The sequence below is a fragment of the Imperialibacter sp. EC-SDR9 genome (genome assembly GCF_902498805.1).
Taxonomy (GTDB): domain Bacteria; phylum Bacteroidota; class Bacteroidia; order Cytophagales; family Cyclobacteriaceae; genus Imperialibacter.
On the sequence record NZ_LR701577.1, the window covers coordinates 42,974 to 61,267 of the forward strand.

The window sequence follows — 18,294 nt, forward strand, 5'->3', positions numbered from 1 at the left end:
TGCAGCTCCCCCCTCTCCCCACGGGAGAGGGCCGGGGTGAGGTATCCAAGCCCTAAAACAACGCCGTCACCTGCACCCCACCAAAGTGAATCACCGCCTTACTGGGCGACTTCCGCCCATCGTAGTTGATCTGCAAGCGCAGTCCGTTTTTCAGCCTTTGCTGCCACTGTAGCCGCCACGTATAGTTAGTGCCCGGCCTCAGTGCCTCCAGCATCTCGTAGCCCAGCGGACTCGCTTCATCCCCTTTGAAGTTCATGTCAATTACATTCACAAAACCCGAAATAGTAGATTGCAGCGACTTATTCATTTGCCAGTCGATTTGGTATTCGGTCAGGTCACTTCCCTGCTCCTCCGACATTGGCAAGGCCCTTTTGTGAGAATAGCGAATGCTACTGGTTATGCGAAGCCACTGCAACGGCATCCACTGCAGCTGAGGCTTTACCTGCCGCTGCCTGATCAGGTAGTTCCGGTTGCTGAAGATATCACTTGACGACTTCGTCTCTCCTACCTCACTTTGCAGAAAAATGGCCCAGTCGGCCGACAGGTTGGTGCGGGTGTTGAGCTGCCACACCTTTTTGTTTCTCGCTTCCCACCCGCCTGTCAACAACTGCCTCCCGGCGGTAGACTGGTACCCAACATCGAGGCCGTACTTCGGATCGGCCCGGTTGAAAAACCAGCGGCTGCGAATAGCATTCTTATAAGCCAATTCATCCTCAGAAGTGCCCGGCGTGCTCCACACATCAAACCGCTGGGCCCAGTTGCTGTCCTGCGTTTTTCTGTCCACCAGCACAGCCGACACATTAGAAAATCTACCGAGAAAAGACCTAAAGCCACCTGCAGACTTCCACTCGGTGGGTGCTATTAGCTCCAGGCTGTAGTTGAGGATGGTCTGGTAGGCCGAGATATAGTTATCGGTGGGTACAAATATCTTGGCGTAGGTGCGCTCATCGGGGTTGATGGCTTCGTAGAATTCATTCAAATCCTGCACGCCATCGCCATTGTCATCTCGCCAGGTATGCGTGCCCTGGCCCGGAATCACCTCAATGAACACGTACTCCCGCCGCAGCTCCCTACCGTTTAGTAGTGCCAGAGAAAGATCCGAACGGATCGACCGCTCCCACCATGCGCTTTGCCAATTGATCCTACCCTGCACGGTTTCCTCTTTCTCGTCGCTGGTATCAAGTATATCGTCCAGCTGTCTGTAGGTGAAAACACCCGACACCACATGTCTGTCCTTCCATTGAGTGGTGAAAGAAGCGTTGGACGTATAGCTGATATCGCTTCGCTCCAACACGCCATCCACAGGTCGGTCGTCTATCCGCCGGTTGGCATCGAGCCGGAAGGTGGTGCCGTTTTGAGCGGTGTCGGTCGACTGCAGAAAAACCATGTGCTGGCTGTAGTTCATCGCTGATGACACCACCGAGTCGGCGGGTACGTAAGTAATAGCATTCCTGTCGCTCTGAAAGGTATAGCCCGGCATCAGCTTGCCTAACTTATAGGAAGCCGTCAGCTGTGCTCTTGTCCAGGTAGATTCATTGAAACCCTGTGCACTTTTCAGATCGAAAAAGTCACCACTAAAGGTCGCTTTGCCTAGCTGTTGACGAAGCAATGCTTTCTGCTGCCAGCCATCGATTGTCTGTCCTTTGTTACGGTACGAGGTCTGGTAGTTCCAGCGGTTCACACTGCTCTTTTGCATGCCCAGCCTCCCCACCACAATGTGGTCCTCAATTGCAGTTGGCTCCTGCCCCGACTGAAAGATGGGTGTATAACTCCAGTCCCTATCATATTCTATGTAACGGTACCTGTCGATAGGCCGGAAGTACTGATGGTTCCATTCGTAGGATGCCTCCGACAGCCATTGATAGCCTTTCAAAAAACCTACCTCCCTGCCCTCCGACCGAACGCCCGACTTTTGCGCCCAGCCCTGATTGTCCTGCTGGTCGAGCGTAGAGAAGAGGTTCTTGTCCTGGTTGCTGGCCGAAAGCTCGGTGTATACTGTTTCATAAGGAGTTATTTTAGAACTAACCCCTCCCACAATCATCTGCCTGCTATTGGGTGTTACCACGGGAATACTCGGCGAGTAGCCGCCCTGAGGTACCCCGTTCACAGGCGCTACCCACTCATATGCTTTACCGTTCAAGCCCAACGGCAACTGCACATAGTCACCAGCAGCTACCTGGCTAAAGCTGACTTGATACACCGCCGTTGCTGGATCGCTGGAGTACTGATAGATACTGTAGGCACGTCCCTGCGCATCCACCGTGTCTAGCCTGGCATACAAGATTCGATTATCCGAATACCCCACACTGTCGGCCCCGGATATGGTTGCCAACGACAGGTCGTCACCAATGCCGGACAAGGCAAGCCGATCAGCTTCGGTCAGGTCATAGCTAAGCGGCCGGAACGGGTTATCCTTTTCCCGATACACCTCGAAGTAGGCCGTTGTCTTCCCATTCGACTGCCTGTGTGACGCTGACAGTATGGAACGGCTGAAGTTTTGAGCCGTGTATTCAAAGTCGACCCGGATCCTGGAGAATTTGGTGATCAACACCTTAGGCGTGAAAGTGACCTCGGCCAGGTTATAATCAATTACGTAGTCTTCATTGAAACCTCTTTTCAGGAGCCTGCCATCCAAGTAGATCTTCTCTGAGTTGGCAATCACAATGATGAACCGCTCTCCATCCGGGCCCCGAAGCCTGTAGGGGCCACTCAGTCCTTCTACTGCGTCCAACAGCGTGGAAGAGAACTTTCCCTTCGCAATAGACGCTGTAACACTTGTGGAAGCTTTCCAGCTCCCGAGGTCGTATTTGTAAGCCGCCCTGCCACCCTGCACGTTCTTGTAGTATTTCAAAAAGTAAGTGGAGTCGTTTCGCAGTACCACATCGCCAGCCATGAGCGAGAACTTGTCGTTGTAAAGGCTGACCAGCACCTTGTCGAAGTCCTGGATCTGTTGGGTGTTGCCCTCCGGCTGAAAAGGCACCTGCTGGTCGGTGATCACCGCATTGATGAACAGGTCGTCTGCTAGCTGGCCATCGAGCTGCAGGTTGAGACTTGATGTCACTCCCAGGTTGTTGGTGTTGCCCACAGTGATGCCCCGGCTGATGCTCCCCGTTTTGTAAAGTGATTCGGTAGCAAAAAGCTCCTCTTTCACAAGCGGCGCACTGGCTACGGCCTGACTGCTTTCCGTCACGTTCTCCCTCGGCCCTTCTGGAGAGTAAAGCGACATGTCGTACTTGTAAATGGGTTGATGAAGGGCAAAAGGAAACACCTGATAGCAAACCTCTATGGATTCTTCCAGAGGCCTTTCAAAGGTCAGCTCCCCGGTGGCCAGGTCATAACTGTACACAATGCCATCCGGCAGCTCAATACTCTCTGGGTTGGCTGAAAGTGAGTCGAGTTGAAATTGAAGTCGGCCCTGAGGTATTGACCTGCATCTGGTGCTACCCGCCTGCGCAAATGACAACAACGGGGAACAAATGAGAACCAAAGCCATAAGGTGAGGAACCCTGATCTTTCGCAGGAAGGCTGTGAAGATATAAGCAGCATTTTGGCGTGGCCCCATTAACCTAAAGGTAGTGAAACATAAAAAGTAGTTCCATACCCGTGTACCGTTTCAAACCATATGCTCCCACCGGCTTGCTCCACACCTCTTCTGGCCAATGCCAGCCCTATGCCCGATCCTTCCTGTTTGGTGCTGAACGAAGGCACAAAAACCTTGTCCTGAATATCTTCAGCTATGCCAATGCCGTTGTCCTTGAACGAAATCTCGGCCTCTTTCTCCTTCACCCTTATACCAATTTCCAGGCGGGGCCCTGGTCTCCCTTCCATAGCCTGGCAGGCATTAATAATCAGGTTCGTGAAAATGCCAGAAAGCATCTTTTCATCGGCAACGACAAGCACCGGCTCTATCGGCGATTCGTATACGAAATCTACTTCGGGTTTGCTGTGCAGGTGCACCAGCTGGCTAATCAATCCGTTGATATCAAACCGGCGTGGATCAGGCGCCGGAAGCCTCGCAAAAGCGCTGAATGAGGTAACGATATCGCTCAGGTTGTCAATTTGCCTCAGCAGGTTATCAATCGACTTCTTCAGCCCCTCATCTTTGTCATCTGCAAGCCTGCGCATGTGCTGAAGCGTAAGCTTCATGGGCGTCAGCGGATTCTTGATCTCATGTGCCACTTGCTGGGCAATCTCTTTCCATGCCGACTCTTTCTCGCTCCTCACCAATGCGGCCCGGCTGGTTTCCAGCTTCACCAGCATAGAGTTATATTCAGCTACCAGCAACCCAATTTCGTCTGAGGTATTCCAGTGAATAGGCTCATTTGTTTCGTTGAAAGTCGTTTTCCGCAGCCTGGAGGTGATGATTCGCAATGGATTGGTGAGCACCCTCGAAGCCATGAACGACACCACCAGTGAGAAAATAAAGATGAAGGTGAAAATATTGATGATGTTGGTAAAGACCTCAATCTGTTGGTTTTGCTGCTGCGCCCTTGACTCAAAGAACGGCATACTCATAATACCCAGCAGGCTGGCGTCATTGAATGACTTGATCGCCAGGTAAGTCGACTTGTAGTTAAGTGTGCCCAGACTTTCAGAAAGGATAATCCTTTCTCCATCATCCTCCCTGATGCGTCTTAATGCCTCCGGGTTGATGTACTCCGACAGTAGCTTGTCATCATAGATTGTTTGCTGGCTGGAAGCCATCAGCTTCCCATTCACGCTAAACAAGTTGATGTCAGCCTGCGAAAACCTGGCAATATCGGTCAGCTCGTTGGACAACACCTCCTTGTTGATCACATTCGAAATGTAATTATCCATCAGCGATACGAGGTAGCCGTTCACACTTTCCGCCTTCTTCATATACTGCTTGTCAATATCTTCCTTGTATGAATTATTGATAGCGCTAAGTGTAGCCACAGTGACCACCACCAGCGGCAGAAAGAATGCAATACTAAGGTAAATTTGAATTTTGGAAGCCAACGTAAGCCCGGTATTAGCAAACCTCACCTCTAGCGCATTAAAAACCACCGTGAGTGCAATGCCGCCAATAAGTACCAAAAATAGGAACGAGAAATTGGAAACCATCCAGCTCACCTCGTACATCGGCGAGGTGATAATGATTCTTTTCTCTCTTGATCCCTTTATCCCCAAATGATGGAACCCATTGATTTCCAGGCCAGTGGTATACAAGCTACTCCTGTCAAAAATAGCCTGAGACAGATTGGTGATATAGTTGAACGTCCCAGACTTATACCGCAGATTTGTGCCCTCATAAATACCGTAGCTATAGTTTTCATCAGCCGGTTCATTCATAAACCTTTCGTCGACCAACAGGCGTGGGTACACCGTGCTGGGAAGGTACTTTTTCAGTCGAAGTTGCAAAACAATGTATCCGATTGTCTTATCGTACCTTTCCAGCCCTATAAAGCACACGTAGCGCTTGGTGGATCCTGGTGAAAAGTTACTTTCAAAAAAGATGTTCTGATAGTCTGTTTTGTAAATCGGCTTGTCATAGGTTTCTCTTATGGCAGAGAAAGTAATACCCGGCTCATTGGGAAAAGGATCACCCTTCGAATTGTACATCGACACCTGCACATCGTACTTGTCGAAGTAGCTGTTCATGTAAAGCCTCTTAATGCGCTGCTTAATCATGTCCTTGGCCAGCACAGGGCTCATCATGCGGGTCAAAATAAAGATGTCGCTTTTGATCGACTTCATAATGCCATCGAGCTGAAACTCGCCCTGGATATCATTTTCTATCAGAAGGCTATTGGCAAATTTTTGCTTTTGCACATTCCTCTCAAATTCGCTGTATTTATAAATTGAATAGCTACCCAGAATGGACGAAAAAGCCGCCGCCAGAAAGAAATAAAGGAAGGCCTGAAACTGGATCGGCCTAATAAACTCAGGCAAACTGAACCAAAATATAATGGAGAAGTAAGCAGCATGCAGCACAGGTACAATGGCTAAATCACCATCTATGATAAGAGCCGCAAGGAACAAAATGGCAGCCGTGGCCAGATGAACCAGCCAGACAATCCCTGGCGACGTACTTCTGAAATGCTTAAGCAGTATATAGGAAGCATGAGCAATGAGAAAATAGCTGAAGCAAAACAGAAAGTACACCACCAGCGTGCCCATCCGAAACATATCGAGGTGAATGCTACGGTTTACATCGAGGTGTATTTGAGAATTCTTAAATATCTCCTGCAAAAGCAGGTAGGTATACCCCATAAACCCATAGCCCAGCAGTATGACCACAATAGTGATCAACCATTTTACCTTTTGCGAAGCACCAGAGAAGTAAGCGTAGGCGTCGCTGCGAAAAACGGCATTGGAAGTAAAGTAGACAAAGTAGGCGAGCAAAAAGGCTGTGATAATCAAGTCACCCAATGACTTGTGGAGCGAAGAAATCACAAGGTACCGTGAATTGAACAGGTCGAAGTGGTAAACCGACGACGGGAAATTGGTTGCCAGCAGCAGCCAGCGGATAAACACTACGCCCACAAGTAGCAAACCTATGCCTGCATAAGGCCTGCCGTTTTCTACCAGATTGGAAGCGGATCGCTGGAAGAAGAAAAACCCCAACACAAACGCCACAGAAAGCAAACTAAAAATAAGGAAGCGGTCAAAACGGGACGAAACAGCTGGCGGCGACTGAATGGTGAAATAACATACTACCTGATCATGATAGCTAAAGGCGAAGCTTCCTTCCACCTCCTTGTCGTACACAAAAACCCTCAGTTCGTCAAAAATGTTCTTGTCGTATCCTCCCCTGATGAGTTCATTCTCAATCGGAAAGTTACGATAGATGGGCAGCACGCCAACATACTCCTTCCGGACACCTGCTCTTTCGGTATATTCCTTCAGGGCAATGAATTTATTGCCCTCCCATTCCAAATACTGAATTTGGTAGTCACCCTCAATCACTCTGTAGTCGGGCACAAAAGCATTGGAGCTCAGCCCTGTGAGCGACCGATTCGTGTAAATCTGGATGGGGTAATTGGATTGCAGTGTACCGGGCACCTTCCCACTGCTTTTCGCATTGGCCAGGTCGCTCTCAATGAGTTGCAGCTGGCTAATCAGCCGTTCACTGATTTGCTCGTAAGCCTCCTGACCTCTCTTCGAACTCTTACCAACAAAATACCAATAGAAGAACGCAGAAGCCCCGAACAGGGCTGCAATAAAGAGATATCTATAGCTTACTACATGGGAGGCCAAATGGAACAGTTTTATCTTAGCTATTTGTCTTCGCTCGACACACCGAACGATGCATCATATTTTATGCCACCAAATGCATGAAGATAAAGAATTCTGGAATATCTGAACATAGTTGTAGACAAAAGCAACACAACGGTGATGATTGCCGCCATGTAAACCCACATGTCGGGGTTGTCAAATATAAAATAGATTGAAAACCCGACTATGATAGTCAGCGCCACGGAAATGGCATAACTCACATACATGGCTCCATTGTAAAACATGGGCTCCGGCTCAAAGCGTAGGCCACAAACCTCACACTTAACCGGCATTTTATCGAAGTTTTTTAACCTGAAATTCGGCTCAATAAACATGTTGCCAGACCGGCAACGGGGGCACTTACCATGAACGATTGCCTGAAGGGCGGAGGTTTTTGACATTTTTCCTGCTGTTTCTGTACCAAAAAAAGGCAATCACTGCTAACAACAAGTAAGGAGTGAAAAATAAGTAGAGTATGCCAAAGTTAAGACCTGCTGCAAAATTGGCTGTTTCTCCATTGCTCATGTTTGCCTCCAATGTCGACCGGCACATGGCGCATTGAGCCCAACTATCCATATTGGTCAACAGCAGCACCACAGCAACAAAAAGGGTTTTGATAAATACTTTCATACGCTACCTAACAGTCTTTAACTTCCCTCAGTTCTTTTATGTATAAAAAGGTCTGATCATAAAATACACAATCACTCCGGTAATTGACACATAAAGCCAGATCGGATATCCAAACTTCACGGCCTTTTTGTGTTTTTCAATCTGTCCGGTGAGTGCAAAATACAATGCCATAAGCACAAAAGGAACCACAACAATAGAAAGTCCTATGTGTGACAGCAAGGTAATCAGGTAAACCGTTCTGCCATTGCCCATTGCCGCCATTTCCCCCTCCGAAAGTATCCCATCGGCATTGGTGTCGCCGTACTTCACCGACGGCACAGACGCATGGTAAATAATGTACGAAAAAAGAAAAATAGCTCCCAGGGCAAACGCCCCGAGCATCACTGCCCTATGATGATCCACCTTTTTGTTTTTAATGAAATACAAACCAAGCAACAGCAAGGCCGCCGTTGCGCTGTTAATCACTGCATTCAAGTGAGGTAAAAATTTTACCCACTCACCAGCATTTAGTCTTGCGGGCATGAATATCAATATGGCGACTGCCACTGGAATGATCACTGAAACAACGCTTATCCAGCGCAAATAATTAGGCTTAGTATTTGAAACAGCACTCATTTTTCCTGCATTAAAACATCCAACTCAACTAACAATCTATCCATCTCACCCTTTTCAGCACTGGCGTAAAACCCCCTGATCCGGCCAACCTTATCTACCAACACCATTCTGCTCTCCGAACCCACAGTATCAAGGGTAGCTTGAGAAAGCAGCAATTGACAATTCATCAGCTGTTCCATGCTGCCAGCACAGGCTGAAGTCACCACCCAATACCTGGTTTCCGCTTGCGAAGCAGCCAGCTTATCCCACTTATCTACTTGCTCCTCATTGCTCATGGTGATTAACCGATAATCCAGCGGTTTGGTTTCTTCCACCAGCCTCCTCATTTCATTCATTTCACGTGCTATATCCGTTTTAGAAGGGTCAGGAAAATGAAAGAGATAGGTTTGCTGGTCGCCCAGCACCACTACATCGGTGCTGTCGCAGGTAAGCCTGCTAACTGTATAGTCAACATTTACCGTTCCGCAATCGGCTGAGCTATATGACGTCTCCGGATACACCGGCAGCGCATACATATTTTCACCGAAAGCTTGAAGAAAGAGATAAATAGACACCGGCAGTCCCAGCGTTATAATTAGAATAATTCCCTTTGTCAGCTTGCTCATGAATGGTGTGTGGGTACAAACAAAACATGCCGGTAGGTGTACCGGCATGCTAATATCTTTTATGCAGCTAAACTTATCGCACCAACAGCACTTGACCGCCCTGATAAATCAATGCTATGATAAGCCATACCAGAAATATCAAAGGAATCAAAATAGACCAGATAAGGGTCTTTACTTCATGGCCAAGGTGCATAAATTCGCTTACTATGTAAAACGCTTTTACGATAGTCAAAGCGATGAAGACCGCTGTCCTCAAAATACCTGCATCCACAGTAAAGGCTATGGCAAACTCAATCATCGTAATGACGAACAAGATCAGTGTTACCTTCATGAACAGTCTGACTTTCGCCTTGTCGACTGGCTGAACTACAACTGTTGATTCTTCGTGATGTTCTGCTGACATTTTACTAATTGTTTATAGAACGGAAAATTAAACCAAATAGAAGAAGGTAAATACAAATACCCAAACAAGATCCACAAAGTGCCAGTACAAACCTACCTTTTCCACCATCTCATAGTGACCCACTTTTTCAAGCTTGCCAACTGTTGCCTGGTAGAATATCAGGAAGTTAAGGCACACCCCACTAAATACGTGGAAGCCGTGAAAGCCTGTGATAAAGAAAAACAAAGCTGCAAAGTTAGGAGGGCCATATTGATTTTGTGACAAGCTAGCCCCATGGATGAAAGTGCCATCCAACATTCTTCCACCCTGTTCAGTACCTACTATAAAGTGCGTCCACTCCCAAGCCTGGCAGCCTAGGAAAGCAAGTCCGCCCAGGATCGTCCAGAGCATCCATTTCTCCACGCCCTTCCTGTCCATACGCTGACCAGCCTCTACAGCAAGCACCATGGTTACACTACTCAAAATCAACACGAAAGTCATGATGCCCACAAACACCAATGGCAACGAAACACCGTGAAGGAAAGGAACAGCTTCGAATACTTTTTCAGGTATTGGCCAGTACTCCTGCGAGAAAACGAATTCGTCGGGGCTGCCCTGGAAAGCAGGGTGGCTGAAACGGATCATTCCGTAGGCAATCAAAAGGCCAGAGAAAGAAAAGGCATCGGAAAGCAGGAAGAACCACATCATAAGCTTGCCATAGCTCGCTTTTAGGGGCTCATTACCTCCCATCCAGAGGTCCTTGTCAGAATCGGATGCAACTACTGCAGTGCTAGACATAGACGATTAGTTCAGATTAATTATTTAATAATAAAAATAAGTACAAATATATCCAAAGTCCACTCAGGAAGTGCCAGAATGTTGTACACATTTCAATCTGGGTCATACTTTTTGAGTGTACCTTAAATCTCAGGGTCGAAATTAAAACAATAATCAAAAAAACAATACCTGCCGCCAGGTGAAAGGCGTGTAAACCTGTCAAAACGTAGATAAACGATCCTGCCGGGTTACCTACAAAGAAAACCTGCTGATCAACCAGCTGACCCCAGCCGAGGTACTGCACGATCAGAAAAACCAAAGAAAGTGCCAACGTAACGCCAACAGCTATTTTAATTTGAGAAAGATTGTCCTTTTTAGCAGCCCAATACGCCCACTGCATAGTGGCACTGCTCAACAGCACTACAATGCTGGAATAGATGAATGCCTGAGGCAGGTCAAAAATCAGCCATGCCCCTTCTGATTGCTTCACCACATATGCACTGGTGAGTGACGCAAATATCATGACGATAGACACTATAAACAGCCAAAGCAAAAACTTCCTGGGGTGCATCGACAGCACCTGAGCGGGAGTTTCCATATCTGATTTTTTGGCGCTCATCATAATTTATCTAGTAAAAAGGCTATTTGAACAACTGGCAGGTAAATAAATGAAGCAAACATCAGTTTCAAAGCTGCGTCACGAGAACAGTCTCTGATCAAAATAAAGGTTTGACTCAGAAACAACACACCGCAAATAGTAGCTACAACTGCAGAATTTATCCCGGTGATGCCAAAGTAGGCTGGCAGCAACCCGAGCGGAAGCAGAAACAATGTATAAATCATGATGTTCACTGCTGTGGTGAAATCCTTCTTTCCGCCGAACGGCAACAGTTTAAATCCCGCCTTTTTGTAATCTTCATCTGCTACCCAGGCAATCGCCCAGAAATGCGGAAACTGCCAGATAAACTGGATGCCAAAGATGATCAACGCTTCGTGTGTGATAGCACCCGTAGCAGCTACCCATCCCAGCAAAGGAGGAAGTGCTCCGGGAATTGCTCCCACAAACACAGCGATAGGCCCTACCCGCTTCAGAGGGGTATAAACAAAGCTATACAGCACCATTGACACCACAGACAGCACCACAGTAAGAGGGTTGGCGTAAATAAGGATCAGCCCAAGCCCCATGGCTATTACCACAGCAGCAAAAACAACGGCCTCGCCAACTCCTACCCTATTGGTAGGCAATGGCCGACCCATCGTCCTCTTCATTAGTTTATCGAGATCCTTCTCTATCACCTGATTGATGGTGATACTGCCGCCTGAGATCAAAAAACCTCCAAGCGACAAAAAGCCCAAAGTAGCCCAGTCGACGGCGCCTCTCGCCCCCAGCAAGTAGCCGAAGCCACACGAAAAAGCAACCAAAAAAGAGAGCCTGAATTTAAGCAACTCGTAGTAGGCCTTTAACCTCCCAATGACGATAAAAACCGGCGATATGTAAGAAGTCTGATTCAAATCGAGTGTTTAATATTGAGCGCATCTTTTCTATTGATGCGGAGGAACAAATATACCTGAAAACCGAACACTACGCTTGCTAAAAGCAAATGAATCGGCTGTATAAAGGCAGGAATGGAGAAATAACCCATCGCCGCTCCCGAAACAATCTCAAGAAATACTACCAGTGTCAAAACTGCCGAGAATTTAACGGAAAATGAAAGCGACGAAGACGTCCACAAGAAGTACGTCAGTAGCACATGTCCGATAAGCAGTGCCCATGAAAAAGATCTGTGGAAATAGAACTTAAAGCCGATCCATTCAAGTACTGTGCTGCGCTCTATCCCGGCAGACAGCCCGGAGTCCACCCCTTCTCTTACGTTGATACCCACAATCAATTGAACAATAAACAGCGCTGCACATCCCAACAAAAGCCACTTCACATTTATTGCATCGCCACCAGTTTCGTTATCGGCCACCGGCGGATCAACAGTGAAATAAGTATATATTAGCAGCATAACGATCAGCAGTGCCAGTAGCATGTGAAAGGAGATCATTCCTGGAAGCAAATTAGTAGAAACTACAATGGAGCCTACCCAACCCTGAAAAACTACCCCTACAAATGCCAGCAACGAAAATATTAATACTCTCGGCTGCGTCTTTCTGAATCGAATGGAGTAAACAAAAGTGGCAAAAATAAGCATCCCTATCACCACTCCCACCAGCCGGTTCACATATTCTATCCATGTTCTCAATGGATTGAAATCGGCCTCTTCCCTTACCGACGGATCGTTCTTCAACTTGTCGGCTGTATCGGAAAAACCTAACTTTTCGAGGTAGCCTGTCAGGCGGATATTCTTCTGGTGTCGCTTTTCGGAATACACTTCCTTGTAATTGACAGGGAGCTGATCAACACTGGTTGGGGGCACCCAGTTGCCAAAACACTTTGGCCAATCGGGACAACCCATGCCGGAACCCGAACTTCTAACAATGCCGCCTACCAAAATCAAAAGGTAGACGGCAATGATAGTACTTATAGTAAGTTGCTTGTATCTCCTTAGAGACTTAGGATTTTCCTGCATTAGCAGCTTTCACTTCTATCCCTTCTTCCTTCAACTGCTCTACTTCGTGTGGCAGGTTCGACTCTGGTGTTTCCGTCAAAGGAATGTGCTGCGGTATAAAATCTTCAGGAGCACCTGGCTTGCTATAATCGTATGGCCAGCGATAAACCTTAGGGATATCACCTTCCCAGTTACCGTGCCCCGGCACTCTTGGTGTAGTCCACTCCAGCGTGTTACTACCCCATGGGTTAGCAGGTGCTTTTCTACCTCTGAATATATTGTAGAAGAAATTAAAGAGGAAGATAAACTGTGCCGAAAAAGTAATGATGGCAGCCACACTCACGAATGTGTTCAGATCAGTGAAATCCTGGAATGCATCAAAGTTGGTAAACGAATAATAGCGACGAGGGAAGCCTGCCATACCAATGTAGTGTAGCGGGAAGAACACCAAATAAACACCAACAAAGGTCAGCCAGAAGTGTATGTACCCTAACTTATCATTCATCATTCTACCGAACATCTTAGGGAACCAATGGTAGATACCTGCCATCATTCCAAAGAAGGACGCACTACCCATTACAAGGTGGAAGTGAGCTACTACAAAGTAAGTGTCGTGCAAATTAATATCTACTGCAGAGTTACCCAGGAAGATTCCCGTTAAACCACCAGAGATAAAGAATGAAACCAGGCCGATAGAGAACAACATAGCTGGCGTAAATATTATATTTCCTCTCCAAAGTGTCGTGAGGTAGTTGAACGCTTTTACAGCACTTGGCACTGCAATGATCAATGTCAGGAACATGAAAATAGATCCAAGGAATGGACTTAGTCCTGACACGAACATATGGTGTGCCCAAACCACAAACGAAAGAATAGTGATTCCAAGCAGCGACAAAATCATCGCCTTATAGCCAAAAATAGGCTTTCTCGAATTTGTAGCAATAACTTCCGAGGTGATTCCCAAAGCAGGAAGAATTACAATATATACCTCCGGGTGTCCCAGGAACCAGAACAAGTGTTGGTAAAGTATTGGGCTACCACCGACGTTCGGCAGAGCTTCTCCCCCTATGTAGATGTCAGAAAGATAAAAGCTAGTTCCAAATGATCTATCGAATACCAGTAGCAAAGCCGCAGAAAACAATACTGGGAAAGAAAGTATGCCAATAACGGCTGTCAAAAAGAACGCCCATATCGTCAGCGGCAATCTGAAAAACGACATGCCCTGCGTACGGAGGTTAATAACTGTGGTAACGTAGTTAATACCTCCCAGCAACGATGACACGATGAAGAAAACCATGGCCACCAACCAAAGCGTCATGCCCAGTCCCGAGCCCTGCATGGCCGTTGGCAGTGCACTCAAAGGAGGGTATACAGTCCAACCAGCTGATGCCGGTCCCGTTTCAATAAAGAAGGAAATAAACATGACAACCCCTGATACGAAGAAGAACCAGTACGATAACATGTTCAAAAAGCCGGAAGCCATATCCCTTGCGCCAATTTGCAGCGGAATAAGGAAGTTGCTAAAGGTACCGCTCAGACCCGCCGTCAACACGAAGAACACCATGATGGTGCCGTGCATAGTAACAAGGGCCAGGTAGAATTCGGAATCAATTTGTCCTGTTGACGTGATCCATTTGCCCAGAATTGGCCTTAGCCATTCCAGGTTCATGTCTGGAAAACCTAATTGTAAACGGAATATGATAGACAATCCACCGCCAATAAGCGCCCAAATAATTCCGGTGATAAGGAACTGCTTAGCGATTGTCTTGTGGTCAGTGCTGAAAATATATTTCTCAACGAAATTTAGCTCGTGGTGCTCATGATCATGAGCGTCGTCGTGACCTATATGTTCGTTTGTATGTACTGCTGTTGTTGACATAACAAATTTAATTTAAAATGCTCCTACCATTTCTTCCTCTTCTTCAAGGCCAGTAACAGCCTGTACTTCTGGATTGTTTTCCATTCCAGAAGAAATTATAGCCACCTCTTTCAAGTGTTGAGGAACGCTCGAAAGATACGATGGATTTTTAGCCAGCCACGCCTGCTGCTCATTATACCACTTATAGTAATCGGCAGGCTCGTCAACAACGATGAGGTACCTCATCGCAAAGTGACCCTTTCCACAAATTTTATTACAAACCAACTCATAGTTGAATTCCGGGTTCCCAGTTTCCTCCCTCATATCTTGAGTGCTCTTTGTTGGCGTAAACCAAAAAGTAGTCGGCATACCGGGTACTGCGTTCATCTGCAGCCTGAAATGAGGAGCATACACACTGTGTATCACGTCTCTCGCTCTGATATTAAACTTCACCGGCTTTCCTTTAGGAACGTGAATTTCTCTCGGAATAAAGTCATCAAAAGATGCTTTGTCCTTGAAATCCATTCCCATAGCATTTTCAGCATCTATAAGACGGAAATCGAAATCCCCAAGCTGCTTGTCTTTGCCAGGGTAGCGAACAGACCAGGCAAACTGATACCCCATGACTTCAACAACTTCTGCCTCGTCGGGAGCCTTATCGGTAATGCTCACCCATGCTCTCCAGCCAGAAAAAATAAGTAGCGTCAAAACAATTGCGGGAACAATAGTCCACATCATCTCCAGCTTATTATTATCCGGATAAAACAAGGCCTGGTTACCCTCCTTATATCTGTACTTCCAGCCGAAACCGAAAAGTAAAATTTGGGTGATAACGAAAACAATTCCTGTTATCGCCATTGTAACCCAGAAAAGCTGATCTGTTACAGCGCCATGCTCCGACGCCAACGGCAGATTGTATCTGTCGAACTCCGTATATGAATAAATGAAGAACAGCAGTAACCCACCAATCAGGAATACGATACCCAGCCCTGCATTTACCCCGTTACTTTTTGTAACCTTTTTCTTAGAGTTACCTTTTAGCACATCAACAAGTGTGCTGACCCTGAACAATGTGAACAGGATGATCGCCACTAAGATTAAACCTATAATTACTACCGCATTGAACATAGCAGATGTTTTTACCTTTCCAGTTAAATATGATGATGTAAGCTTTCCTGCAACATAGGGTGATTCTTACCAACTAATGGTGCTTTAGAAAGGTTTGAAAGAACTACATATAAGAAAGCAGCGACGAAAACGGTCAGCATCCCTACTTCCACTAATCCAAAGCCACCATTATCCTTCAGTGTCCCTGGAGTAACCATCAAATAGAAGTCCATCCAGTGACCGAAAACCACTGCCGGGCAAACTATCTTAAGTATTCTCGAATGCCTCTTAGAGTCCCTGGTCATTAACACCAGAAATGGGAAGAAGAAGTTGATCGCAAGATTGAAGTAAAAGAACGGTGCGTAGTGACCGCTTTTCCACCTTTCCACAAAATATATCGATTCCTCAGGAATATTAGAGTAGTAAATCAGGAAGAACTGCGAAAACCAGATATAAGTCCAGAAAATACTGAAAGCAAACACAAACTTACCGAGGTCATGTAAATGATTGGCATCTACTATCTTCAGGTACCCTTTGTCTTTCAGCAACACAACTACAAAAGTAATAAGGGCCAGGCCACTCACCCACCAACTGGCAAATGCATACCATCCCATCATCGTGCTGAACCAGTGGGGGTCAATAGACATAACCCAGTCCCACGCAGCAATTGAAGAAGAGAAAGCAAAGAATACCAGAAATATGGCTGAAAGCTTGCGAAGTCTGAACCAGTAGGAGTCTCCACCCATTTCGTCCTCCTGAAACATAAGAGAACGGATCTTAGTGAAAATAAAATACCAAACACCAAAGAAAAACACGAGGCGAAACAACCAGAATACTGGCACCGACGGGTGTTCACTCATAGGCCAGTAAAAGAACCCCTTTTTGCCATCGAGAATAGGGTCAAAATCAGGAGATGCTGGATCGTACAAATCGTGGTGAGCCCAATGGAAGATATCATGTCCACCTAAAAAGTAGGTAACTAACATCAACACAAATGCAATAGGCAACCAGCCACCAAATGCCAATGGTATTCTTACGATACCGGCTGACCAGCCTGCTTGCGCTGCATATTGAATCGCCACAAAGAAAACGCCAATGAGAGCAAGTCCACCAAAGAAGACGTTGTTGATCCACAAATTAGCCCAAATTCTTTGCATCCAATTAAAAGCGTGATGCCCCCCTTCAGCTGCCTCAGCCGTCTCTGCACCGTGTGCATCATGTCCCCCACCTGAGCTCATCATAACGATGCCTAGCGCAAGTACTGCTAGCCCTACAACGAGGGTAATGATAAGCCTCTTCTTAGCAGTGGATGTAAATTCGTATCTTTCTTCAGTCATGGATATTGGCTTAAAGAATTAATTATTGTCTTTGAAGAGTTTGTACATACCTAACTATTTTCCACCTGTCTTCCACACTTACCTGAGAACCGTGCGCATACATTCTTCCTTTTCCGTGGGTAATTACGTGGAAAATGCGTCCGGCAGGTGCATCTTTTACCGCTGCAGAGTTATAAGCAAGCACCCCCTTGTACACTTTCCCTACAGGTCCATCACCTTGTCCGGTGTCTCCATGACAATGGCGGCAATAACGCAGGAAAAGCGCCTTACCGTCACTGATAACAGATGCAGTTGAATCCAAAGGATTCTTCATTACCCTGCCAGCAAGTGCGAATGAATCTTTAGGAATCCTGTAGGGAAGGTAACCGTTAGCATTTCTCTTCACCGTTCCTTCGACTGGCATTCTCATTGTCATGCCACTCGGGTTAAGTGGGTTAGAATTATAAAACTCAGCCGGACCTTCGTCGAGCGATGTCAACCATCTACCCGCCTCCTCGTCCTGCACTTGCGAAAGCTGCTCGTAAGGTACCGAATGATACATCTGAGGGGCGTATTCGACACCAGGGTAATCTCCCTTAGCGGCACATCCGGCCAACAATACCAACCCAGACAGTTGAAATAGTTTCTTAACAATATGATTATTTCCTATCATCTCCTGTGTCTTTTTAAAATACCTTCTCGTTTACCTCAGAAGCACCACTGTCCTTCAGACTTTTCTTAATATCAGCTTCTGAAAGCTTGTTTTTTGACAAATCGATGGCCATAATATGCTTATCGTCTGTACTTCTGATATCAAATATCTTCGGCTTTCCCCAGGGTTTGAGGTTACTTACCACAAAGAAAGTCCCAACCATGCCAAATGAAGCCAGAAGCACTGTAAGCTCAAAAGTTACCGGGATGAAGGATGGCAATGGAAGATAGTCTTTACCACCAATGATCATTGGCCAATCAACTGTCATCATGCCGATCTGCATTGTAAGGGCAAGGCTGGTGCCCAACAAACCGAAAAGAAAAGCAGCTATCGGAAGTCTTGACATCCTATAGCCAAGGGCGATATCCAACCCATGTACAGGAAAAGGTGTGAAAACCTCGTGGATTTTAACTCCCCCCTTCCTCACGGCTTTAACCGCATTCAACAGGGTCACCTCATTGTCATAAACCCCAAGTATGTATTTACTATCTGATGACATCG

General features: G+C 46.6%; 16 protein-coding genes. All 16 read right to left on the bottom strand.

The annotated features are described in order from the left end of the window. Positions 1-52: 52 nt before the first annotated feature. Positions 53-3,562, bottom strand: a complete 3,510-nt coding sequence (locus GC130_RS05840; RefSeq protein WP_151997343.1) for a hypothetical protein — start codon at positions 3,560-3,562, stop codon at positions 53-55. After that, positions 3,562-7,221 (bottom strand): HAMP domain-containing sensor histidine kinase, encoded by a 3,660-nt coding sequence (locus tag GC130_RS05845; protein WP_151997344.1) that lies wholly within the window; start codon positions 7,219-7,221, stop codon positions 3,562-3,564. The genes GC130_RS05840 and GC130_RS05845 overlap by 1 nt, the downstream gene beginning before the upstream one ends. Before the next feature lie 20 nt (positions 7,222-7,241). Then, positions 7,242-7,532, bottom strand: a complete 291-nt coding sequence (locus GC130_RS05850; RefSeq protein WP_193217777.1) for a DUF983 domain-containing protein — start codon at positions 7,530-7,532, stop codon at positions 7,242-7,244. 67 nt (positions 7,533-7,599) lie between these two features. After that, complete coding sequence (locus GC130_RS05855; RefSeq protein WP_151997346.1) at positions 7,600-7,869, bottom strand: hypothetical protein; 270 nt, start codon at positions 7,867-7,869, stop codon at positions 7,600-7,602. A 36-nt stretch (positions 7,870-7,905) separates the two neighbouring features. After that, complete coding sequence (locus GC130_RS05860) at positions 7,906-8,484, bottom strand: DUF420 domain-containing protein (protein WP_151997347.1); 579 nt, start codon at positions 8,482-8,484, stop codon at positions 7,906-7,908. Next, a complete protein-coding gene (locus GC130_RS05865) occupies positions 8,481-9,089 on the bottom strand; it encodes a hypothetical protein (protein WP_151997348.1) in 609 nt (202 codons plus the stop codon). The genes GC130_RS05860 and GC130_RS05865 overlap by 4 nt, the downstream gene beginning before the upstream one ends. A gap of 73 nt (positions 9,090-9,162) precedes the next feature. After that, on the bottom strand, positions 9,163-9,492 hold the full coding sequence (locus GC130_RS05870; RefSeq protein WP_151997349.1) for a cytochrome C oxidase subunit IV family protein: 330 nt from the start codon (positions 9,490-9,492) through the stop codon (positions 9,163-9,165). 27 nt (positions 9,493-9,519) lie between these two features. Continuing rightward, on the bottom strand, positions 9,520-10,269 hold the full coding sequence (locus GC130_RS05875; protein ID WP_151997350.1) for a cytochrome c oxidase subunit 3: 750 nt from the start codon (positions 10,267-10,269) through the stop codon (positions 9,520-9,522). A 16-nt stretch (positions 10,270-10,285) separates the two neighbouring features. Beyond that, entirely contained in the window at positions 10,286-10,867 is a 582-nt protein-coding gene (locus GC130_RS05880; RefSeq protein ID WP_151997558.1) for a cytochrome c oxidase subunit 3, read from the bottom strand. Next, positions 10,867-11,760, bottom strand: a complete 894-nt coding sequence (cyoE, locus tag GC130_RS05885) for a heme o synthase (protein WP_151997351.1) — start codon at positions 11,758-11,760, stop codon at positions 10,867-10,869. Before cyoE ends, GC130_RS05880 begins: the two co-directional genes overlap by 1 nt. Then, complete coding sequence (locus GC130_RS05890) at positions 11,757-12,821, bottom strand: heme A synthase (RefSeq protein WP_151997352.1); 1,065 nt, start codon at positions 12,819-12,821, stop codon at positions 11,757-11,759. The genes cyoE and GC130_RS05890 overlap by 4 nt, the downstream gene beginning before the upstream one ends. Further along, positions 12,805-14,679 carry a cbb3-type cytochrome c oxidase subunit I gene (locus tag GC130_RS05895; protein WP_151997353.1) on the bottom strand — a complete coding sequence of 625 codons (1,875 nt, stop codon included), beginning with the start codon at positions 14,677-14,679 and terminating at the stop codon, positions 12,805-12,807. The genes GC130_RS05890 and GC130_RS05895 overlap by 17 nt, the downstream gene beginning before the upstream one ends. Positions 14,680-14,691: 12 nt before the next feature. Then, a complete protein-coding gene (locus tag GC130_RS05900; protein WP_151997354.1) occupies positions 14,692-15,786 on the bottom strand; it encodes a cytochrome c oxidase subunit II in 1,095 nt (364 codons plus the stop codon). Positions 15,787-15,809: 23 nt separating this feature from the next. Continuing rightward, complete coding sequence (locus tag GC130_RS05905) at positions 15,810-17,102, bottom strand: quinol:cytochrome C oxidoreductase (protein ID WP_151997355.1); 1,293 nt, start codon at positions 17,100-17,102, stop codon at positions 15,810-15,812. Between the two features lie 22 nt (positions 17,103-17,124). Continuing rightward, positions 17,125-17,754, bottom strand: coding sequence for a cytochrome c (locus GC130_RS05910; protein WP_151997356.1), 630 nt, complete (start codon positions 17,752-17,754; stop codon positions 17,125-17,127). Between the two features lie 13 nt (positions 17,755-17,767). Beyond that, positions 17,768-18,292, bottom strand: coding sequence for a DUF3341 domain-containing protein (locus GC130_RS05915; protein WP_151997357.1), 525 nt, complete (start codon positions 18,290-18,292; stop codon positions 17,768-17,770). Positions 18,293-18,294: the final 2 nt, after the last annotated feature.

Excerpts from the sequence above, each read along its gene's own strand:
- GC130_RS05840 (WP_151997343.1), bottom strand. The coding sequence starts at position 3,562 with ATGGGGCCACGCCAAAATGCTGCTTATATCTTCACAGCCTTCCTGCGA.
- GC130_RS05850 (WP_193217777.1), bottom strand. The coding sequence starts at position 7,532 with ATGCCGGTTAAGTGTGAGGTTTGTGGCCTACGCTTTGAGCCGGAGCCC.
- GC130_RS05855 (WP_151997346.1), bottom strand. The coding sequence starts at position 7,869 with ATGAAAGTATTTATCAAAACCCTTTTTGTTGCTGTGGTGCTGCTGTTG.
- GC130_RS05860 (WP_151997347.1), bottom strand. The coding sequence starts at position 8,484 with ATGAGTGCTGTTTCAAATACTAAGCCTAATTATTTGCGCTGGATAAGC.
- GC130_RS05865 (WP_151997348.1), bottom strand. The coding sequence starts at position 9,089 with ATGAGCAAGCTGACAAAGGGAATTATTCTAATTATAACGCTGGGACTG.
- GC130_RS05870 (WP_151997349.1), bottom strand. The coding sequence starts at position 9,492 with ATGTCAGCAGAACATCACGAAGAATCAACAGTTGTAGTTCAGCCAGTC.
- GC130_RS05875 (WP_151997350.1), bottom strand. The coding sequence starts at position 10,269 with ATGTCTAGCACTGCAGTAGTTGCATCCGATTCTGACAAGGACCTCTGG.
- GC130_RS05880 (WP_151997558.1), bottom strand. The coding sequence starts at position 10,867 with ATGAGCGCCAAAAAATCAGATATGGAAACTCCCGCTCAGGTGCTGTCG.
- GC130_RS05890 (WP_151997352.1), bottom strand. The coding sequence starts at position 12,821 with ATGCAGGAAAATCCTAAGTCTCTAAGGAGATACAAGCAACTTACTATA.
- GC130_RS05895 (WP_151997353.1), bottom strand. The coding sequence starts at position 14,679 with ATGTCAACAACAGCAGTACATACAAACGAACATATAGGTCACGACGAC.
- GC130_RS05900 (WP_151997354.1), bottom strand. The coding sequence starts at position 15,786 with ATGTTCAATGCGGTAGTAATTATAGGTTTAATCTTAGTGGCGATCATC.
- GC130_RS05905 (WP_151997355.1), bottom strand. The coding sequence starts at position 17,102 with ATGACTGAAGAAAGATACGAATTTACATCCACTGCTAAGAAGAGGCTT.
- GC130_RS05910 (WP_151997356.1), bottom strand. The coding sequence starts at position 17,754 with ATGATAGGAAATAATCATATTGTTAAGAAACTATTTCAACTGTCTGGG.
- GC130_RS05915 (WP_151997357.1), bottom strand. The coding sequence starts at position 18,292 with ATGTCATCAGATAGTAAATACATACTTGGGGTTTATGACAATGAGGTG.